This is a genomic window from Pantoea alfalfae (assembly GCF_019880205.1).
Taxonomy (GTDB): Bacteria; Pseudomonadota; Gammaproteobacteria; order Enterobacterales; family Enterobacteriaceae; genus Pantoea; species Pantoea alfalfae.
Window position 1 is genome coordinate 1,655,903 of the sequence record NZ_CP082292.1, and the last position, 19,256, is coordinate 1,675,158.

A 19,256-nucleotide genomic window follows, 5' to 3' on the forward strand; every position below is an offset into this window, starting at 1 on the left:
CCCTGAAGGGGCTGCTTTCATTCATTTCATTATTAAATATGCAGCCATTGCAGATAAAATAAGGTGATTACTTAAAGGCTTTTGCTCATGATGTATTGAGTAAATCCATAGACAAATTGAAGCTATTATTACATTCCATAGAAAAAGAACTCGCATTCCTGAAGCATAAACCGTCGGTGAGAAACCAATCATAACTATAGTTGAGAATGAAATAACAAATATAAGCGCAGGGAAAGCAAAGTTACTTTTCTTACCAGCTGCTACTGCCATGGCATAGGTTACAGAAAGTATAACCATCATTGTAAATAAATAAGATACATACCGACTGTAAGAAATCCACTTTTGAGGATTTAGAAAATCCTCGTTATAAAATGAGCCATTGAAATGAATGACACCTAATTTTGAGAAAGCAATCAGAATAAGGTGAGCAGACAAAAAGAATATAGCAAGATACTTTGATTTGCTTTTTTCTGCATGTTTCGCAACGAGACTTAAAGATAGGATACATAAGATGGCGAAAGGCAATCCATCATGCATAACGATAGCTTGGTGAATTCGGTCATAACCTAAAGTTAATTTTGTAACTAGAGATTCATTTTCAAAACCAGGCATCCACCTCCATGTCTCTTTATTGAACCGCAGGTAATTGCCTGGTGCAAAAAACAGTAAAGATGAAAAGGCCGCTGCAAAAGCAAGATACAGATAGCTAAACCACCTTCTTGTGTGTCCTGCGAACGCTAAGAGAGTAACAGCCACTACCATTGTAAATATTGAAGTTTGCTCATTAAAGCAAGAAATTGACAGGCATAATATAGCAGCGAACCCCTCAATCATGCCTACCTTTTCTTGTTTTGCTAAAACAGAGAAAGAGCAAGCCATGGCAGTAACTGGCAGTAAGTAATTATAAAATCCCGTAACCCACCAGGCTCCATTATCCAGAACTGAGGCAGGGATAAGCAGGAAAATAATCATTGCTAACGTAGCTGTTTTTAAATCAAAACTCCCTTTTATTATTCTGGTTATGCTTAAGCATAGCACTGCAACACAAACCGGAATGCCTATTTTCCATGCGTTGTGGTGGTTAATAGTTCCAACCATAAGGGCATCAAGAGTAAGTCTACCACTCCACTCAACATATCTTTGAGACATGTAGTCATGAAGTGACATGTAATCAAGTGCATGAGAAAATATCAGGTCGTCTGCGAAATCCTGCAGCTTTATATTTACGCCAATTGAATAAAGAACCATAAGGCAGAAAAAAGCACAAATGGCGTTCATGTTTTTATTTGCAAGCATAATCGCCTCTTATCCATTTACCATCGCGGTCTTGAGAAAGAATTAATATGTTTTTAAATGAATCAAGGCTCGACGTTGGTAGTCTTATTGCGGATACGAAGCCAGAATTATCAAAAAATCCGTTAGCCTTCATTTCAGCCGTGCCCTGTGATCTCGGATAAACCAAGGTCTTTAATTGATAGTATTCTCCACTCTGGTTGTCCTGTGCAAAAACAATCGTTTTCAATTTTATTGATGACTGAGGCGCAGACCATCCAGAAACGTAAATGTAATCCTTTTCTATATCGCAGGAGTTCACACCCCACTCTGAGAAGACCCCCTTTACATCCGGCAGATTTACAGGGTGCTGATTGTTGAATGAATGAAAAGCTAAAATAAAAAACAGCGATGCAATCCCTGCAAATATTAGGTAGCCAATATCACATTTTTTCTGATTCACTTTTCTGTCCTTTTTATGTAACGAGGCCTCTGCTTAACTTCCGTATAAATACGACCAATATATTCACCTAGCACACCAATACCAATCAGTTGAACGCCGCCAAGAAAGAGTATTGAAACCAGAATGGAAGGGTATCCTGCCACGGGGTTTCCCCAAACCAACTTATCAATAATCATCCATACACCGTACAGGAATGACATGGCAGCAACGAAGAAGCCTATATAAGTCCACATGCGGAGAGGGAATGTTGAGAATGAAGTGATGCCCTCTAATGCCAGATTCCATAGCTTCCAGCCATTGAATTTTGTTGTACCTGCTACGCGACAGGCTCGCGTGTATTCAACGATATCGGTTCGGCCGCCGACCCATGAAAGAATGCCTTTCATGAACAGGTTTCGTTCAGGGAGAAGTTTTATATTCTCAACCACGCCGCGGGACATCAGTCTGAAGTCACCAACGTTTTCCTCAATTTTAGGCGAGCTGATTTTGTTGTGCAGACGATAGAACCACTCTGCGGTCTTACGCTTCATGTGGCCATCAGTGCTTCTGTCAGTGCGTTTAGCCAGCACCGTATCTGCACCTGCCTGCCAGCGCTCGATCATCTGTGGTATCACTTCAAGCGGGTCCTGCAAATCCACGTCAATAGGGATAATGGCATCACCAGTGGCACATTCGATTCCAGCAAAGAGAGCGGCCTCTTTGCCAAAATTCCGGGTAAAGAATACATTCCGAATTAATGGATCGCCTTCCTGCATATCTTTCATCAGCTGCGCCGTGAAATCTGTGCTTCCATCATCTACGAAAACAATTTCAATTTCATACGGCTTCAAAAACGCTTTATTTCTTACCGCGCTGTAGAAATACCTTATCGCATCTTCTTCATTAAAAACGGGAACAACGAGCGATATCTTCATTTTCTCTCTCTAAAAATAATATATTTAGAATATAGGAATCCGCATACAAGACTTACTGCAGAGAATACGACAAGAGTAGCCACAGGGTTAACATGCAGCCGGTCTGCAGATGCACCGATGAGAGTCGCCACGGCACCCATGAAGAACACATACATCATGTATCTGAACGTGGTTGCCTCAGCGTTAAAAGTCCACCGGGCGTTTGCGAAGAATGAAAAAGTAACGGCAACACAGAAGGCTATGAAGTTGGAGACAGACTGGCTCTGGTCGTTCTTGATGCAGATGGCAAACACGACCCAGTGAATAAGCGTGTTCAAGACTCCAATCGTCATGTATCGGGCAAATAATTTAGCCATGGGGACACCTGGAAAAAAAGATACGGGATTTTGTCATCGTGCCAGGTAATGATCAAGGAATCGATCTGTTGAATTAAGCGCATAAAAAAGCCCGGCGACCGGGCAATGACACAGCCGCTCCTGTCTTAGCAGGCTACGGGGTGGGTAATTTGAGCTTAGATAAACGATATCTGAAGCGCCAACCAAAAAAACCTTTTCCATCAATCCCTTTACAAATCTGTGTGACGCATCTCCTTGATCAAATCCACCGATCGATATTACTGTTTATATATACAGTATTTATCGGAGGGGGATTTATCATGGCGAGAGAGAGTGACATACACGCGGCGTTCACTGGAGCGATAACGAAGGACGGCAGGGGGCGGCAGATTGTCACCACTGCGGCGTTCCAGAAGCGGCTGGATGACCTGAATCACGTATGGACGCTGGCAGAGTGCAACCGGTGGATACGTCGATACCAGAACTTCTTCTTCGAGCTCGTTACCGAGGAAAGCGAGAATAAGACCTGGTCGTTACGCAACATGGGATACGTGAGGTAACTATGGGATTTCCATCACCAGCTTCAGATTACGTAGAGCGGCGCATCGACCTGAACGACATCCTGATGCCGCACCGTAACAACATGATCCTGATTGAGACGCCTGACGGTTTCGTGCTGGCCGACAAATCACAGAAGGCTGTGCCGGGCGATAAGGTGGCATTCCAGATAGGCGAGTTCCCGCAACTGGGTCGATTGTTCAGTTCAGGGATTATCACTTCAGACGGTGAAACGATCGACTGAGAGGTCATGGATGGGATTATCGTGCTGGGGAAAATTACGGCGGAGGTTGTGTCTGTGTACGAGCCTCTCCGGCCGACAATTTAGCCGTAGCACACATGTAGCACAAAAAAATACCGCAAATCACCTCAAAACCACCACCACGGCAGTTTGTGACTTGCGGTATGTCTCTGTAAAACCACGCCTCAACGCACAGCAACCTGATATGCTAAATATTCAAAGTGAAATTATGAATATGCAGGTTTAGTTGAACTGATTTCGCTGCTCAATGAGCACCTGCCTGGTGGCGGATGAGGGATGCCAGCAACATCCCCAGTTTCTTTGCTGAGTCTATGGGCCTGCACTGGCAATCATGCAGGCGTCATTGGCTATACTGCCTTTTATTATGAGCCGTGCAGCAGTGAACTCACTTTTTGGCACCGGCGATATTTCATCACCCATCAACAGGACGCCAGCCCGATGCTAAAAAAACTTATTCTGATAACGTCATTAATCGCCTTATCAGCCCCAGCTTTTGCCGCCACACAGTGCGGGCCGTTTTACCTTAAAGCCGATAAGAGTGGCTGGTTCTCTGTAAACGAAGAACGTGCGAAGACCCAGAAAGTCACGTTTTCAAAAGAGAAGGGTGATTACGACAACGCCACGATAAAGTTGCTGGTTAAAAACAGCAAAGCGCCGGGCATGGTAGATATGGAGCAGACGACGCGCGAGGGCAAAGGAATGTTAAGGGCGCAAATCGTCCGCACCAGCCAGAGTCAGATCCGCATACGGGGACTCTATGATTGCGAACCCGCTAAATAGCCTGATCTGCGACCAGCCCGGCGATGCCGCTAACGCGTTGTTTTGCACGCTGCAATCATCGCTGAAACCAGTGCGCTGATATCCGGCGCTTTTGGATCGTAGTAAAACGTCGCGCTGGTCTGATGATGACTGAACTTTGCAATTTCAATCCAGGCTACGGTTTCATTATCCTTTTCGAGGTTATATCGCTTCGTGCCATCTGGCAGCGGATCATCCTGCTCCAGGTAGGACTGCTTATTCTGTGCCACTTCGGTAAGGCAGGACGCAACCTGATAAGGATGACCGTCGAACCAGGCGGTCTTCGTTTCCGGGTGCAATCCAACTCGTCCCGTATCTACACATCCGCTCAGCAAACTTACGCTCAGAGCGATTATTAATCTATTCATGGCATCCACTCTCGTTATCATTTTTCCGGCTAATCTGCGCCCTTTAAGGCTCTGTCACGAACCTGTGATTAAGTCAGCGAGAGCAGAGGGTACAACACTCAGCGTCACCGATTCATGAACACAATACATACCTGCCTCACTTTGAGTTAACGGAGGACGAATGGAAGGTTCAATTTACGGGTTACGGGAAATGAACGAAAAATTTGCGAAGCGCTACTTCAAATTGAACCTTCGGGGTTTAATGAACAGTCTGTCAGGCGGTTTTTGCCGTAGTAAAAGCAGGAACATAACGAAACGGTGAGAAATGCTATTACGCAAAAACTTTTCTGCCCTGAAGGTGTGGCGTACTCTTTACCTGAAGCTTCCCTGAGCAACAGGAAACAGCGCGCCCGTCGGGCGCGCCATCTGCACATCAACTCGCTTTATAGGGATCTTTTTTATCATCCTGGCTGTCATCATTTTTGCGCGGCACTTCACCATGATCTTTCGGTGCGTCAGTGGCAGGGTGATCATCTTCTTCATAAGCATTGCCCGCATTTGGCGCAGCTTCGGGCAGGCTCTTGCTGACATCACCTTCTTTCTTACGTTCTTCATTTGTATTGTGCTTAAACATAACTCACTCCTTTTTTTCCAGTGCCTTAAGTCTAGACCAGCCCTGACATCCCGCCTTTACATCGGATTACAGAGCGAAAAAAAGCCCGCCAGAGGCGGGCTAATCGGAGTTTCTCTCATACTGAACACGTCATTTTTCGATGTTTGGGTGTGTGCAGCACAATCATGCTAACGGGAAAGGTCTGATGCAGAAATGGACAAACCTGTCATATCGACTGCGGCAGGTCACATTCCCGACGATAAAATATTCGATTAATAAATTCGATTGAACTGATTAATAAAAAGCATATAGTGACCTGCGTTACCAGGAGATAGAAATTATGTTACGAGACTATTTAAAGATTGAAGCTGAAGACCAGCTAATTGAACAACGCACACTGAGTCTGAGAAATCGTGGTCAGGAAGAGGTGACAGAATGGATTATTGTCAGCCGTCAGGGTGTCAAAAAAGGCGGCGTGACCCTGTTCGATAAACTCAGCACCCGCCGCTCATGGCCAGTCAACTATCGCATTATGCAGACCGACCTGCAGGGTAAGGTCGTAGTGGATCAACTGGTCGACGCCCTGTAGTTGCATGGCTATTACTCTAACTACAGTTTTTCGCTGAAAAGCTAACCCGCACCCGGCGGGTTTTTTTATGGCTGCCGATAGCGGCGCAATTCCACCAGCGTGCCTATCAGCTTCAGGCTGTCACGGCCTGAATGCAGCTCGGGAAAGTTGATATTGACCGGTGCCAGTTCAAACTGCGTAACACCATCCTCACTGCCGCGCTGGCGCCAGGTGCGCAGCAGGACATTCTGTTGCTGTAATGCCAGTACGTGGTCACCAGGCTGAGGTGACAGGCAGGGATCGATAATCACCACATCCTCCCGCAGAATAGCGGGTGACATGGCCTGTTCTTCCACCCGGAAGGCAAAACTCTGTTTCGACAGCGCCATATCGTTGTGCATCAGCAGCTGATGCCGGACAGCACCGGCATCGTTCAGCCATTGTGCGACGTTACGCTGAGCAAGCAGCGGGATCTGGTGCAGTCCTGCCCAGCTATTTTCGCTGAAAACAGGACCATCCCCATCTATCAGATAAGCCGGTGCACAGCCCAGCGCTTCGGCAAGCCGAAGCAGGTTCTCACCGCGCGGCAGCGTCTCCTCTTTTTCCCATTGCGAAATAGCCACATGGGAGACTTTTACCTGTTGTGCCAATTGCTTCTGCGTTAATTGCAGTGATTTACGTCGGAGTCGGATGCGGTCACCCAGCGTTTCATTTTTCATCAGCTTGACTTTTTGATTGAGAGTGACTTAAGTATACTTAACCCTGGTATTTAAGCAATCTTAAATTCAGGGTTAAGGACGTGGCTGTTCTGCACGCAGTGTGTTCCAGAGACCTTACCGGACAAAGGGGTGTGGCATGGAAAGTAGTTTGATTACCAGTATGGGTGCGTTGGTTCTGGGTGGGGGGGCAGCAGCACTGTTCTGGAAACCGTTATTGGCGGGTATTGCGTCAATCGTAACCAGTAATCGAGCCGGCGGCGAAATTATTACCAGCTACAAAGAGCAGGTGGTGTTGCTGAAAGAGAGCAACCTGATGATACGGGAGGAGAACGATGAGTTACGTGAACGTCATGACAGAAATTTGCGACGTATTGCGACACTCGAAACGGATCTACGGTTAATCAAGAATGCCGTAGGTATTTTACTGGCGATGACCGAAACCGATCAGAACGATAAATTTCGTAATGAGATTAATCGGCTGATCTCAACTCTGGAGGATCGCAGCGATGACAACAATTAACAGCCTTAAGGCTCCTATGTTACAACGGCGCAAAGTTATCCTCGGCTGCATTCTGCTGAGCTGTTCGATGATTTGCATTCTGATGACAATTATTTTTCTCTACGTCAGTAACACGGCAAATAAGCGGGTTGAGGAGATCCGGGCAGATTATCGGGTCATTGCAGCGCGGCGTGATGAGCGGGTGGATTTGCTGACCAGTCAGGTTGCAGCATTACAGCATAAGCTTGATGTGATACCTGATCGCGTCGCCGACAAAACGATCACAAAAGTAAAAGAAGTCGTGATTGAGAATGAGGTGCCATCCGCGAAACCCACCGGGAAACCGTAACTTCCGATTATTCTTAGTGCGGATTCGCTATGATCGACTAGTTTTAAATCTCCGGACGACATTTTGTACCTGAACTGACGTCCGCTGATTGGCCGGTTGATGAACCGCTAAGCCTAAACACTTTTGATAACTGACCAGAAGGAAATTTAGCATGAGCGATTCAACAGAAACCAAAACCAAAAATGACTATCTGCGCGATGTGACTTCGCAGCTTAAAGAGATGCGCCACTACGCGCAGACCAACACCGAAACCCTGTCCAGCCATTGGTTAGCGTTTGATGCTGGTGAGTATAAAGATAAGACGAATGCCGACCGTATCGATGCGTTGCTGAATAAGCAGGGGAAACTGCTGGAAGATCTGGATGCCGCCATTCAGGACATCGAGATTGAAATTAATCACAGTGAGCAGGAGAGCTGATTCATCTCCCGCTGACTGATACGGTGGCCGCTAAGAGATTAGTCGGCCACCAGCCACATTTCCGCTTCGTCGAACATCTCTTCAACAATACGCGCAACTGTCGCCTTATCGTTCTTACTCAAATCAGTATCAATCGCGTTACGTTCCATCGGCTTGACCTTAACTTCGATGTCAGGAAACACCCGATGTACCCGCTTTTCCAGCTCCTCACGAATCATCTCGCGAGCACCCGGTAAACCGGCAACGTTGCGCTTGTCATAAATCAACTCAACAAACATGATGGCAATCCATTCAGGGCAAAATCGCTGATATATAATACTGTAAATAAAAACAGTAGCAAGGCGGTGCGCCTGATTTCGCGTAAATTTTTATCTCGCGAAAACCTCCATCTTCGACTAGCAAAATGCGCACGCATCGCGACATAATGCTGGCTTACTTTTCAGGAGGTCCGCGATGCGACAACTGGTCATTGATATTCTGCTAAAGCTGGCAAAGATGGACGTCGATGCAAAAGAGCTGACGGCGCAGCTTGAAGCGCAGTCCCTGCTGGTTGCAGCGCTGCTGGTGCAGGCGAAACAGGACAACTCGCTGACCATTACAGAAACGGTGCAGGATGCCATCATTACCGCTTCGCAATCGTCGACTGAGTTTCTGCAGTCGGATGTTGATCTGCTGCTGACGCATATCAATCGTCTGCTGGCGGTTGCAAGCTATGTAGAAGTGAAAGGCAAAGCCACGGAAGAGCGAGAGTAGGGCCATTTTTCAATACACCTCCGGAGAGGAAAGCCCGGCAATCTCTCCGGAGGCAGTGCAGTTGCTTTGCCCAAAAGTGCAATCATCACCTGCGGCTTAACGTGAAGGTATCGCGTTTTTGCTTTACTGCTCTATCCGATGCTGTGCGACAGACTGAGAGGTGTCACTTATAGCTCTTCAGTGCAGGGAACGTTACAGCTCGTTTTTGATGCAGAACTCTTCCCAGCTCATTCCCAGCGACTCAGCATGAGATTTGAGATAGGTCTCGATAGCCTCAGCCGCTACCGCTTTATCGGGCTCAGCGAGCTGAATAGAAAAAATCATCCCATCCAGATTCTTCTGCCGTAAAAAGGCCGCATAGATGCGTTCGGCGTGCCATTCACGCAGCTGTCGCAGCGACAGATTAGCGGCACGGGCATCGCTCTCCGTTAACTCATCCAGTGCTGACTGAAAGTCGGGATGCGCGGTAAAAAACATTTCACGTGCCTGGGCATAATAGGCTTCTGGCGTTTTCATATTTATATTCCTGAAAGGCTGATGCAGCGCGTCAGTGTATCGGGTTGTCTTCCGCTTGTCAGGCGTGCCAGAGCCCATTCAGACTGCCAGTAGCCGATTAAAACGCTGACCGATGTCCTGGCTCATGAGTAAATTCTGCTGCAATCGGCCGCTTGCGGGTGTCTGAACAGCCAGATACCTTGCGCTGCGCGGTGAAAAAATTATAACGTAGCCGCCATTGACGCGATCTTAGGGATTAAACATGAAAAAGTGGATGCTGATTGCCGCGCTGGCACTGAGTGGCTGTGCGCAAATCAACGATTATGAAAATGCGGTACAGGCGCCGGCACCGGCTGATCTGCAGGGGAACTGGCAAACCGTCGGCCCACAAAGCAGCCTGATCAGCGGACAGGCAATAGCCAGTCTGATTATCAATGCGGATGGCAGCACGCTGGATTGCCGCCAGTGGATGCGTGTGATTGCGAAGCCAGGCAAGCTGACCCGTCTGAACGGTGACTATGTCAACGTCACGCGAAAGATTCGGGTGATGCCGCTGGTCGTCGATAACAGTGAACTTAAGTATGACGGGCTGACCCTGCGCAAAGTGGCGCGTCCGACACTAGAGTGTCAGCAGGCACTGGAAGAAGTGGCAAAACAGCCGAAAGCTGCTGTCATTCAGAATATTGAACCGCAGCTGTTGCGCACGCCGATTACTGAGCATAACGCGCAGTCCTAACCGCAGCCCATAAAAAAACCGCCCCGGCAGCACGCGAAAGCGTCCGGCAGGGCGGTTATACGCTTATTCAGTCACTTATTCTGCTACTACCCAGACGCTGACGCTGCCACCGTTACAGGCAAAGACGGCTGTACCGTGCTCGTCAGCCGTAATGGTCTCTTCACGGTTCCCCAGATGATCGCGCCAGACCTTACCGGCAAAGCCTTCGCCCATCGGCACACTTTTCTCGCCCGCATCGCCGTTCGACATGATCACCACACAGCCTGGCTGCGTTTCGGTGCCGCTGCGGCTGAACGCCACGCAGTTGGGGTGATCAAAATAGTCGGTCTGCACGCCCCAGCCATACTGCTGACGCGCCCGGATTAATCCTTCCAGTTCAGGAATGACCGGCATCTCAATTTTGTGCGTCTCGCCGTCGCCGCCCTCATCTTCATAAGTCGCCCCGAACAGGTCAGGATAGAAAATGGTTGGCACGCCCTGCTCACGCAGCAGGATCAGCGCATAGGCCAGCGGTTTGAACCAGGCCTCAACCGGCGCTTCGAGCGACTGCAGCGGCTGGGTGTCATGGTTAGCCACGATGGTCACGGCATGCCACGGCTCCGCCACCACCAGCGAGTTAGCAAAAATCTGGCTCATATCGTAGGCGCTGCCTGCGGTTGAGGCCTGATGGAAGTTCATGTGCAGTGGCGCATCAAACAGCATAGTTTTGCCTTCCACCTGATGCACATACTCCTGCAGCTTCTCGGTTTCAAACGACCAGTACTCCGCGACGATAAACATCGGCTCTTCAGCGACGTCCTGAATATGATCGATCCACTCTTTATAGAACCAGGCCGGAATATGTTTTACCGCATCCAGACGGAAGCCGGTGCAGGGCACCTGTTCCATCACCCAGCGTGCCCAGTATTTCAGCTCTTCCCTGACCGCATTGTTGCGGAAATCGATGTTGGCACCCATCAGATAGTCGAAGTTGCCCAGCTCGTTATCGACCTGATCGTTCCAGCCTTCGGCGGTGTAGTCGTTGATGATTTTGAATACGCCGTTCTCGTCCGGGTTTTCGATGTGGTCTACGCCGCTAAAACATTTGTGGTCCCAGACAAATTTCGAATACTCACCTTTCCGCGCCGGAAAGGTGAATTTCGTCCAGGCTTCACATTCGACGACCTCATCATAAATTTCATCTCGGTTGTCCGGATTGACGCGGTTAACGCTGATCGCCTCTTTCTCGTCCGCGCCCATTTTGTGGTTCAGCACCACATCCAGCAGCACCCCAACGTTGTGGCTACGCAGGGCTTCCATGGCAGCCAGTAACTGCGCTTTATCACCATATTTGGTGGCAACGCCGCCTTTCTGATCAAATTCCCCCAGGTCGAACAGATCGTAGCTGTCGTAACCCACTGAATAGCCCCCCGACCCCCCTTTGTAGCAGGGTGGCAGCCATGCCATAGTGATACCAATTTCGCTGAGCCAGGCCGCGCGATCGGCGACTTCCGGCCACAATTTGCTGCCATCCGGGTAATACCAATGGAAAAACTGTAATAACGTTGGGTTTTGCATGTACCACACTCCAGGGGGATGATGAAAATCAAGTATGGAGTAAGCGGCAGAAAAGAGACGCCGCGCAGAAAAATAAATCTGGCGGCGTAGCAGAGCAGGGGATCAGGAGAGGGTTTCGCGCGGTACCATCACAATGCCGCCCTGGTTGGCATAGGCGGACATCACCGATTTCTGACGGCTGTTCTGACCGACCAGCGAGGCCAGCTCATCCATCCGCGCCTGCAGCAGGCGTTTTACTTCGCTTTCGTTGTCGAGAATACGGCGCAGTACCGGACGTAACTGCTCCTGCGTCTGTGATGAAGGCGATACTGCCTCTGTCGACTGGGCTAAGTCCTGCACCGCATTGACATACTCCATCTCCCGGCTGATCAATTCATCCCATTCGCCCTGTGCGGCATGACGCAGCATTCCCTGGCTGAGATCGAGTAACTGTTGGTAAACGGCAATCAGATGCGGTGCAGTAGTCATTAAACGGCGTCCTGAATCAGGTTAGGTTGAACCACTTCTTTCCACGCGTCCGCGATGTTGCGCAGCAGGCCTTCGACCTCCTCGACCGCGGCAACATCATTGTGCAGGTTGGCCTGCAACAGGCGACGCGTCATGTAGTTGTAAAGATCCAGCAGATTGTCTGCCAGCTCATCACCACGGTTTTCAGCCAGGCCCTCTTTCAGACCCGCTTCGATAATATTGATGGCTTTAGAGATGGAGCTGCCTTTGCCTTCGATATTGCCATCCTGCATAAACAGGCGGGCGCGGATTAACGCGCTCAGTGCGCCGTCGAACAGCATCACGACCAGCTGCTGCTGGCTGGCGCTCATCACGGCGCTTTCTACGCCAATTTTTGCATAGGCTTTGGTGCCTGTAGCGCTGTACATGGACACTCCTGTTATTTTTTAGACGAATCTGACGTATCGAACTGCTGTGTCAGATAGGTACTGGTCGAGTTAAGTTTACTGATAGCCATATCCAGTTGGGTAAACTGTGTTTTATAACGCGCAATATCCGCATCGATGCGATCGCTGGTGGTGTTATAAAGGGCGGTTAAGGTATTCAGTGTTTTACTGACGCCATCAGTCGCAGCCTGGACAATCCCTTTGGATGCCAGCCAGTCAGTCAGTTTGCTGTCGATTTTCGCAGTAATGCCAGTTTTACCGTCACCCACGATCATCTCTTTCACGCCCGCCGCATCTTTATCCAGGGCGGCACTCAGCTTGGTCGAATCCAGTTTTAATGAACCGGTGGTGGGATCGGTAGTAACACCAATCTGACCCAGTGATTTATAGGATGATGAGCTTTGCGCGTTGGTCAGCATCGTCTTGAGCTGCGTCTCAATCGTCCGTAACGTACTGTCACCCAGCAGGGCGCCATTACTGGAGTCCTGTGAATCCGTATTGGTATCAACCTTGGTGTATTTGGTCAGGGTGTTGAACTGATCCAGCAAGGTGTTGTATGCATCCACCCAGGCACTGATGGCGCTGGAGGCTTTTGAGGTGTCTTTGGTAATGGTCAGCGTCTGACTGCCAACCGTCTGCGCAGTCAGATTTAACGTAATCCCTTCCAGTGCATCACTGATCTGGTTGCTGCTGTTTTCAATTGCAACGTTGTTTACCGTAAGCTGAGCATTCTGCGCTTTAACGCTTTCTGTCATTACATTGCTGCTGGCGGATGCGTCAAAGCCCACAATTCCCTGCAGCGTGTTGTCACCGGTGACGGCAATCGTTGCCACCGCATTGTCGCTGCCGGTTTTATTGGCGCTCATAGAGAGTCGGAAACTGCCGTCTGACACCTTAATGATACTGGCGGTGATACCCGCATTCGCGCCATTAATAGCGTCACGCATACCGGTCAGCGAGGTCTGATCGGCCGAGAGCGTCACGCTTTTGCTGGTACCATCTTTTAAGGTAATCGCAATGCTGCGGCTGGCGACTGAGCTGTCACCCAGTGCGGTAGTGCTACTGCTCTGCACAGCTGAGGTCAGAACCTGCGCCTGCGCCAGCTGCGTAACGTTAATCGCATATTTACCGGCGACGGTGCTGCTGCCAGAGGTCGTGGCACTGAAGGCCGTGGAGCTGCTGGTTGCGGTCGTTGCGGTAAACAGGTCCGCACTGTTCAGCTTGGTGTTGGCCGTCTGGAATGTTGTCAGAGAACTTTTCAGGGTGGCATAGGCACTGAGTTTGGACGTATAAGCTGACTGCTGTTTTGAAATGGGTGTCAGTGCCGCTTTTTCCGCGGTGGTCAGACTGTCAAGCATGGTACTGAGTGGCAGGCCGGAACCCACACCGAGATTACTGATACTGGCCATGTTAATTCCTTTATAAGGTCGACAGGGAAATTGATACCTGGGTTATCGGCCTTGAATAGGTAAAGTTTAACGTTATTTGCCTTAGGGTAATGAGGTAAATAAGCACTATAGAGAAGGGTAATTCAGTGACTAGAAAATTAATGAATTAAGTCTAAAGAAGTCGGGACGGGTGGCGATAACTTAAAACGTGACAGGCTGAAGCAGAAAAATTCGCCTGGTACTAAAAAAATTCTAAAGGTTGTTAAACGGCAGACGATAACAACTTTGACGGCGCTGAAGCCGGCGGGTTGAAGCCCACACCTTAACCGAAAGACTTGATTAACAGGAAAATTTATCATGGCCCAAGTCATTAATACCAACAGCCTCTCGCTGATCACTCAGAACAACATCAACAAGAACCAGTCAGCTCTGTCTACTTCAATGGAGCGTCTGTCTTCTGGTTTACGTATCAACAGCGCGAAAGATGACGCTGCTGGTCAGGCGATTGCCAACCGTTTCACCTCTAACATCAAGGGTCTGACTCAGGCTGCTCGTAACGCCAACGACGGTATCTCTGCTGCGCAGACGACTGAAGGCGCGCTGTCAGAAATCAACAACAACTTACAGCGTATCCGTGAGCTGACTGTACAGGCTTCAAGCGGTACTAACTCAGATTCTGACAAATCTTCAATCCAGGACGAAATCAAATCACGTCTGGACGAGATTGACCGCGTATCGGGTCAGACTCAGTTCAACGGCGTGAACGTGCTGGCTAAAGACGGAAAAATGAACATCCAGGTTGGCGCTAACGATGGCGAAACCATCACTATCGACCTGAAAAAAATCGACTCCAAGACCCTGGGTCTGGATAGCTTCAACGTGAACGGTCCTGCTGGTACCCCAACTGCAGCTGGCGCAACAGAATTTAAAGCTGCTTACGGTTCTACTACCAACGTAACTGGCGCAACTGTTGCTGAATCAACTGCTAATGCCCTGTCTACCCGTCTGGGTGTGGCCACTTCTGGTGTTGCTGTAGACACCGGTACTGTCTACAAAGATGACAACGGCAAAATGTTTGCTAAAGTCACCGTGACTTCAGGCAGCGATGCTGAAACCAACAACCTGAAGGCAAATGGCTTTGATATCGCCAGCGGCGCAGCCGGCGCGAAAAGCTTCTTCGTAGCGGTTGACCCACAGTCTGCTGATACAGCAACCACTGCTGGCACCGCAGCATTCAAACTGGACACCTCTAATATGAGCCTGTCCAGCCTGACTACGGGTGCATCATCAAGCCCACTGGCTAAACTGGATGAAGCGATTGCGAGCGTGGATAAGTTCCGTTCTTCACTGGGTGCGATTCAGAACCGTCTGAACTCAGCCGTGACTAACCTGAGCAACACCACGACCAACCTGTCAGCTGCACAGTCTCGTATCCAGGATGCTGACTACGCAACTGAAGTTTCAAACATGTCTAAAGCGCAGATCGTACAGCAGGCTGGTAACTCAGTGTTGGCAAAAGCTAACCAGGTTCCACAGCAGGTTCTGTCTCTGCTGCAGGGCTAATCGATTCCCTCAGAATCCACGCAAAAACCCCGCCTCGGCGGGGTTTTTTTATGGCTGGAGAATAGTCCAGCGTTGCCGTTCTGGCAGATTAGGCCCTCTTTGCTGTTTTACTTCTCCGATTGAACCCAGGCACAAAGATTATGCTAAAGCAAAATGTGCGCTGCTCTCAGTCGGTCATGACTCAGAGGAGTCAGTGAGAGAGAGTAAAATGCATCAACATGATCTTGTCAGCATCATCATTACCGCCGGCGCTTCAGCCTGGTTTACAAACGCACTCGACAGTGTGCTCAGCCAGGATTACCCGCAGATTGAAATCATTGTGGCTGATTACAGTGACGCGCCTTTTATTCATAAGAAGCTACAGGGTTATCTTGTCCGATACGGCCATCTTCTCCGCTATTTAAAAATAGATGATGGGACGGTACCGGTTTATCAGGCTGCCGTCAGCGCAGCGCGCGGAAAATATATTAAATTCCTGTCAGATGCCGATCTCCTGAAACCTGCCTGCGTCTCCACATTAGTCTCAGGCCTGATGACACAGCCTGAGTGCCGTGTGGCGGCCTCCCGTCGGGAGCGGGTAGGTCCACAGGGTGAAGTGCTGCCCGAGCTTATCTCAACATCGGCTTTGTACAGTGAAAACAGCATTATCAACGGCCAGGATTTGCTGCGTAATCAGACACTGAAAGCGTACAGTCTGCCGGGAGAAATGACCGCCGCGCTGTTTTACCGCGAAGATCTCACCAGCAGCCTTATCGATCATTCACTGCTCACCACCGGCGATCCGGCATTACAGGCGGTTCCGGCGCTGGTTATTTTTCACCATTTATTGAGGCACAGCCACCTTCTCTGGTTTGCCACGCCGTTGTGTAGCATTCGTGCTTCAGATGTGGAATTTCAGCCTCATCAGCGTGAAAGTAACGATATTTTCAGAGACGGGCGAGAGGCGTTATATGAAAAGATCCGTAACGAAAGCTGGTTTAATGATGTCGACCATGAGCCACATCTGGCGCGCGTTGCTTCCACGGAGCGACCTGATCTGTTTGGCATTAAAAATCTTTCTGAAGAGCAGCAGAAGAACTTTACCTTAGACACGCTTGCGACGTGGAGAGCTTCACGCACCCTGAATCCATTGCAGCATAATATGCTGGTGGATCTTGCCGCGACGCACACGCATCCCGTCAGCGTGCTGGTCGTGATTACGGTTACAGAAGAGACCGTCACCGGTCTGGATATACTTTTGAAATCGATCGGCCAGACAGCGACAGTGGGCATCCGGTTTGAACCGGTTATCGTTGCCATCGACGTAACGCCTGACACGAACGCTGAATGCTATGCCGCAACAGAGCAGAGCCGAATCAGTGTCATCAATCAAATCATCCATGAACGTGAAGACCAGTGGATCATGTTTCTTGAGGCGACCACGATTCTGCACGCCTCCGGTATGATCGCATTGAGCAAAATGCTCCTCGTTCAAAACCATTATTTAGCACTCTATGCGGATGAATTTTTTTATATCGATAATGCACCACTCGGTGCCGCTTTCAGGCCCGATTTTAATCTTGATTTACTGCTCAGTTCGCCCAAAACGATGGCGCAACACTGGTTGTTCCGGCGAGAGCTGCTGTTAGCGGCGGAAGGACTGGATGCCGATTATCCCGCTTCAGCAGAGTTTGATCTCATTATTAAGCTGATTGAATCTCAGGGGTTTGAGGGTATCGGTCACCTCGCTGAGCCGTTGTTAACAGGCCATCTGAAAAGCAGAGATATCCTTGAAGATGTGGCGATCATTGAGCGGCATTTGCATAATCGCGGCTACCCGGATGGACGGGCGGCATTAGATAAATTCTTCAATTACCGTTTACGATACAACCATCCCGATAAGCCGGTGGTTTCAATCATCATTCTGGCTAACTGGGATCTCGCCTCGCTGATTAGTTGCGTCACGACCGTGCTGGAAAAAACCACCTGGCACCAGTACGAGATGATCATCATCTCTGATAACCAGGGGACGACTGAGCGGGATAAATGGTTGTCAGATATTGCAAAAGTTGATCCTGTCCGTATAAAAACGGCAAGCTTTAACGGCGCATTCAGCCACAGTGCTATGGCTAATCTCGCCGCTGAACAGGCTACAGGAGACTATCTGCTTTTCATGCATTGTGAAATGGCGGTCACTGACGGTGAATGGCTCGATAATCTCCTGAATCATGGACTACGGCCTGAAGTCTTTGCTGTGGGTGGAAAGCATCTCTCATCTGACAATAAGATCAGGCATGCGGGTTACGTCCTGGGGGTAAACGGTGCAGTGGGTGAAGTCTTCAGAGGTAATGACGACAAAGACGCCAACTATCTGGGGCGCATGAATGTCGATCAGAACTACAGTGCCGTTTCGGGTGATCTGATGCTGATGCGCAAATCGGTATTCGACGAGCTGGGAGGATTTGATCAGGATAAGCGCTTATATGCTGACGTTGATCTGTGCCTGAAGGCGCGGGAGCAGGGCTATCTGACGGTCTGGACACCTTATGCCCGTCTGCATCGTCCCGCAGCACGCACCAGCCCGTTCCCGGATGAAACCGTGCAGACGTCCAGTAAATTAAAACAGCTGGAAGAAGACAAAATTTATGCTGAATGGATGCCGGTCGTGGCCAGTGACCCTGCGTATAACCCAAACCTTTCAATGCGAAGTCGTCACTTCGAATTACGAAATGACGATGTTAACTGGCTGCCGGTCAGAGCAGAAAATCTGCCCACCTTTCTTGCGCATAATGCCGATATTTACGGTTGCGGACATTACCGTATTACTCAACCGCTTGAGGCGATGATAGCGGAAGGCGTTGCTCAGGGGAAAAGCGGCATGACACTGCTGACATTGAGTGAGATGGGGCAGTTCAGCCCCGATAGTCTGATTATCCAGCGCCGGTATGCACCAGCATTTCATAACTGGATGGAGCGAGTCAGTAAACTTCACAACGTATTTAAGGTGTTTGAACTGGACGATTACATCATCAATCTGCCCATGAAACATCATGGCCGTCACGCTTATAAGCAGGAGACGGCAAAATTAATACGTAAAAGCCTGAGCTTTTTTGACCGCTTTGTGGTCTCTACCGCACCACTGGCCGACGCGATGCGTGATATGCATCCGGATATCGTTGTGATGAAAAATCGCCTTCCTTCAGAGGCCTGGGGCAGCCTTCGCTCACTGCGTCAGCAGGGTAAGAAACCCCGTGTGGGCTGGGCTGGCGGTGTCAGCCATCGGGGCGATCTTGAAATGATTTTCGACATTGTCCGGGAATTTTCTAAAGACGTTGAATGGATCTTTATGGGTATGTGTCCGGATAAACTCCGTCCTTATGTGCACGAAATACACAGTGGCGTTGATCTCACACTTTATCCTGCAGCGCTCGCGTCGCTCAATCTCGATCTGGCGCTGGCACCGGTTGAAGACAATATCTTTAACGCCTGTAAAAGTAATTTGAGGTTACTGGAATACGGTGCCTGCGGAGTGCCCGTTATTTGCAGCAACGTTGCCTGTTATCGGGACGATAATCTGCCAGTTACCCGTGTTAATAACCGGTTCATTGACTGGCGCGAGGCTATCCGGATGCATCTGGCTGACCCGGATGCCAGCGCAAAAATGGGAATGGAATTGCAGGCTGAGATCCGACGTAACTGGATGCTGACCGGTGAGACCCTGCGGCTGTGGGCAAAAGCATGGCAGCCCTGATTCCTTTCGGCAGCTGTTAACCTTTC

Annotated in this window: 24 protein-coding genes; 11 read left to right on the forward strand and 13 right to left on the reverse strand. The window is 49.4% G+C overall.

The features are described 5' to 3' along the window. Nucleotides 1–21: 21 nt before the first annotated feature. From K6R05_RS07685 to K6R05_RS07700, 4 genes are read right to left on the reverse strand one after another with little or no spacing between them, the layout of a single operon-like run. Nucleotides 22–1,296, reverse strand: a complete 1,275-nt coding sequence (locus K6R05_RS07685) for a hypothetical protein (RefSeq protein WP_222925344.1) — start codon at nt 1,294–1,296, stop codon at nt 22–24. After that, nucleotides 1,283–1,735 carry a hypothetical protein gene (locus tag K6R05_RS07690; RefSeq protein WP_222925345.1) on the reverse strand — a complete coding sequence of 151 codons (453 nt, stop codon included), beginning with the start codon at nt 1,733–1,735 and terminating at the stop codon, nt 1,283–1,285. The genes K6R05_RS07685 and K6R05_RS07690 overlap by 14 nt, the downstream gene beginning before the upstream one ends. After that, entirely contained in the window at nt 1,732–2,649 is a 918-nt protein-coding gene (locus K6R05_RS07695; RefSeq protein ID WP_222925346.1) for a glycosyltransferase family 2 protein, read from the reverse strand. The genes K6R05_RS07690 and K6R05_RS07695 overlap by 4 nt, the downstream gene beginning before the upstream one ends. Continuing rightward, nucleotides 2,646–3,005 (reverse strand): GtrA family protein, encoded by a 360-nt coding sequence (locus tag K6R05_RS07700; protein ID WP_222925347.1) that lies wholly within the window; start codon nt 3,003–3,005, stop codon nt 2,646–2,648. The genes K6R05_RS07695 and K6R05_RS07700 overlap by 4 nt, the downstream gene beginning before the upstream one ends. A gap of 299 nt (nt 3,006–3,304) precedes the next feature. Between K6R05_RS07700 and K6R05_RS07705 the strand changes: the two genes are divergently transcribed. From K6R05_RS07705 to K6R05_RS07715, 3 genes are all read left to right on the forward strand, one after another. Then, nucleotides 3,305–3,544: a hypothetical protein gene (locus tag K6R05_RS07705; RefSeq protein WP_201499567.1), complete on the forward strand. Its 240-nt coding sequence runs from the start codon at nt 3,305–3,307 to the stop codon at nt 3,542–3,544. Nucleotides 3,545–3,546: 2 nt separating this feature from the next. Beyond that, nucleotides 3,547–3,786 carry a S24/S26 family peptidase gene (locus K6R05_RS07710; RefSeq protein ID WP_262390908.1) on the forward strand — a complete coding sequence of 80 codons (240 nt, stop codon included), beginning with the start codon at nt 3,547–3,549 and terminating at the stop codon, nt 3,784–3,786. A gap of 294 nt (nt 3,787–4,080) precedes the next feature. Beyond that, nucleotides 4,081–4,584 carry an STY1065/STY2022 family phage-derived protein gene (locus K6R05_RS07715; RefSeq protein WP_262390909.1) on the forward strand — a complete coding sequence of 168 codons (504 nt, stop codon included), beginning with the start codon at nt 4,081–4,083 and terminating at the stop codon, nt 4,582–4,584. Nucleotides 4,585–4,613: 29 nt separating this feature from the next. On the opposite strand, the gene K6R05_RS07720 is transcribed toward K6R05_RS07715, so the two are convergent. Both K6R05_RS07720 and K6R05_RS07725 read right to left on the reverse strand, forming a co-directional pair. Further along, nucleotides 4,614–4,970 carry a hypothetical protein gene (locus K6R05_RS07720; protein ID WP_222925348.1) on the reverse strand — a complete coding sequence of 119 codons (357 nt, stop codon included), beginning with the start codon at nt 4,968–4,970 and terminating at the stop codon, nt 4,614–4,616. Nucleotides 4,971–5,382: 412 nt separating this feature from the next. After that, nucleotides 5,383–5,583: a hypothetical protein gene (locus K6R05_RS07725; protein WP_010247636.1), complete on the reverse strand. Its 201-nt coding sequence runs from the start codon at nt 5,581–5,583 to the stop codon at nt 5,383–5,385. 319 nt (nt 5,584–5,902) lie between these two features. Here K6R05_RS07725 and K6R05_RS07730 point away from each other — a divergent pair, with 319 nt between their 5' ends. Beyond that, nucleotides 5,903–6,151: a hypothetical protein gene (locus tag K6R05_RS07730; RefSeq protein WP_013358269.1), complete on the forward strand. Its 249-nt coding sequence runs from the start codon at nt 5,903–5,905 to the stop codon at nt 6,149–6,151. Nucleotides 6,152–6,216: 65 nt separating this feature from the next. Here the strand turns inward: K6R05_RS07730 and K6R05_RS07735 are convergent, their stop codons facing one another. Then, nucleotides 6,217–6,849, reverse strand: a complete 633-nt coding sequence (locus tag K6R05_RS07735; protein ID WP_222925349.1) for a helix-turn-helix domain-containing protein — start codon at nt 6,847–6,849, stop codon at nt 6,217–6,219. A gap of 136 nt (nt 6,850–6,985) precedes the next feature. Between K6R05_RS07735 and K6R05_RS07740 the strand changes: the two genes are divergently transcribed. The 3 genes from K6R05_RS07740 (at nt 6,986) to K6R05_RS07750 (ending at nt 8,115) form a co-directional block, all read left to right on the forward strand. Beyond that, a complete protein-coding gene (locus K6R05_RS07740) occupies nt 6,986–7,369 on the forward strand; it encodes a hypothetical protein (protein WP_161736521.1) in 384 nt (127 codons plus the stop codon). A gap of 82 nt (nt 7,370–7,451) precedes the next feature. Continuing rightward, complete coding sequence (locus K6R05_RS07745; protein WP_237566756.1) at nt 7,452–7,697, forward strand: hypothetical protein; 246 nt, start codon at nt 7,452–7,454, stop codon at nt 7,695–7,697. A 151-nt stretch (nt 7,698–7,848) separates the two neighbouring features. After that, the gene (locus K6R05_RS07750; protein WP_013358265.1) at nt 7,849–8,115 is read left to right on the forward strand and encodes a hypothetical protein; all 267 of its coding nucleotides are present in this window, start codon (nt 7,849–7,851) and stop codon (nt 8,113–8,115) included. Between the two features lie 38 nt (nt 8,116–8,153). Here the strand turns inward: K6R05_RS07750 and K6R05_RS07755 are convergent, their stop codons facing one another. Further along, on the reverse strand, nt 8,154–8,393 hold the full coding sequence (locus tag K6R05_RS07755) for a DinI-like family protein (protein WP_003854508.1): 240 nt from the start codon (nt 8,391–8,393) through the stop codon (nt 8,154–8,156). Nucleotides 8,394–8,568: 175 nt separating this feature from the next. On the opposite strand from K6R05_RS07755, the gene iraP reads away from it, so the two are divergent. Continuing rightward, nucleotides 8,569–8,868, forward strand: a complete 300-nt coding sequence (gene iraP / locus K6R05_RS07760; RefSeq protein ID WP_013358264.1) for an anti-adapter protein IraP — start codon at nt 8,569–8,571, stop codon at nt 8,866–8,868. 192 nt (nt 8,869–9,060) lie between these two features. Here the strand turns inward: iraP and K6R05_RS07765 are convergent, their stop codons facing one another. Continuing rightward, nucleotides 9,061–9,384 carry a DUF6388 family protein gene (locus K6R05_RS07765; RefSeq protein WP_008926858.1) on the reverse strand — a complete coding sequence of 108 codons (324 nt, stop codon included), beginning with the start codon at nt 9,382–9,384 and terminating at the stop codon, nt 9,061–9,063. Nucleotides 9,385–9,625: 241 nt separating this feature from the next. On the opposite strand from K6R05_RS07765, the gene yedD reads away from it, so the two are divergent. Continuing rightward, nucleotides 9,626–10,099 carry a lipoprotein YedD gene (yedD, locus tag K6R05_RS07770; RefSeq protein ID WP_222925350.1) on the forward strand — a complete coding sequence of 158 codons (474 nt, stop codon included), beginning with the start codon at nt 9,626–9,628 and terminating at the stop codon, nt 10,097–10,099. Nucleotides 10,100–10,174: 75 nt separating this feature from the next. On the opposite strand, the gene amyA is transcribed toward yedD, so the two are convergent. The 4 genes from amyA to fliD all read right to left on the reverse strand — a co-directional run bounded on the left by amyA (nt 10,175) and on the right by fliD (nt 13,958). Next, nucleotides 10,175–11,656, reverse strand: a complete 1,482-nt coding sequence (gene amyA, locus K6R05_RS07775) for an alpha-amylase (protein ID WP_222925351.1) — start codon at nt 11,654–11,656, stop codon at nt 10,175–10,177. A gap of 102 nt (nt 11,657–11,758) precedes the next feature. Then, nucleotides 11,759–12,124, reverse strand: coding sequence for a flagella biosynthesis regulatory protein FliT (fliT, locus tag K6R05_RS07780; RefSeq protein ID WP_161736517.1), 366 nt, complete (start codon nt 12,122–12,124; stop codon nt 11,759–11,761). Beyond that, a complete protein-coding gene (fliS, locus tag K6R05_RS07785) occupies nt 12,124–12,531 on the reverse strand; it encodes a flagellar export chaperone FliS (protein ID WP_110330520.1) in 408 nt (135 codons plus the stop codon). The genes fliT and fliS overlap by 1 nt, the downstream gene beginning before the upstream one ends. Nucleotides 12,532–12,542: 11 nt before the next feature. Next, the gene (gene fliD, locus K6R05_RS07790) at nt 12,543–13,958 is read right to left on the reverse strand and encodes a flagellar filament capping protein FliD (protein ID WP_222925352.1); all 1,416 of its coding nucleotides are present in this window, start codon (nt 13,956–13,958) and stop codon (nt 12,543–12,545) included. A 336-nt stretch (nt 13,959–14,294) separates the two neighbouring features. Here fliD and K6R05_RS07795 point away from each other — a divergent pair, with 336 nt between their 5' ends. Both K6R05_RS07795 and K6R05_RS07800 read left to right on the forward strand, forming a co-directional pair. Continuing rightward, complete coding sequence (locus tag K6R05_RS07795) at nt 14,295–15,500, forward strand: FliC/FljB family flagellin (protein WP_222925353.1); 1,206 nt, start codon at nt 14,295–14,297, stop codon at nt 15,498–15,500. Between the two features lie 208 nt (nt 15,501–15,708). Next, nucleotides 15,709–19,230, forward strand: coding sequence for a glycosyltransferase (locus tag K6R05_RS07800; protein WP_222925354.1), 3,522 nt, complete (start codon nt 15,709–15,711; stop codon nt 19,228–19,230). The last annotated feature ends 26 nt before the right edge of the window (nt 19,231–19,256 follow it).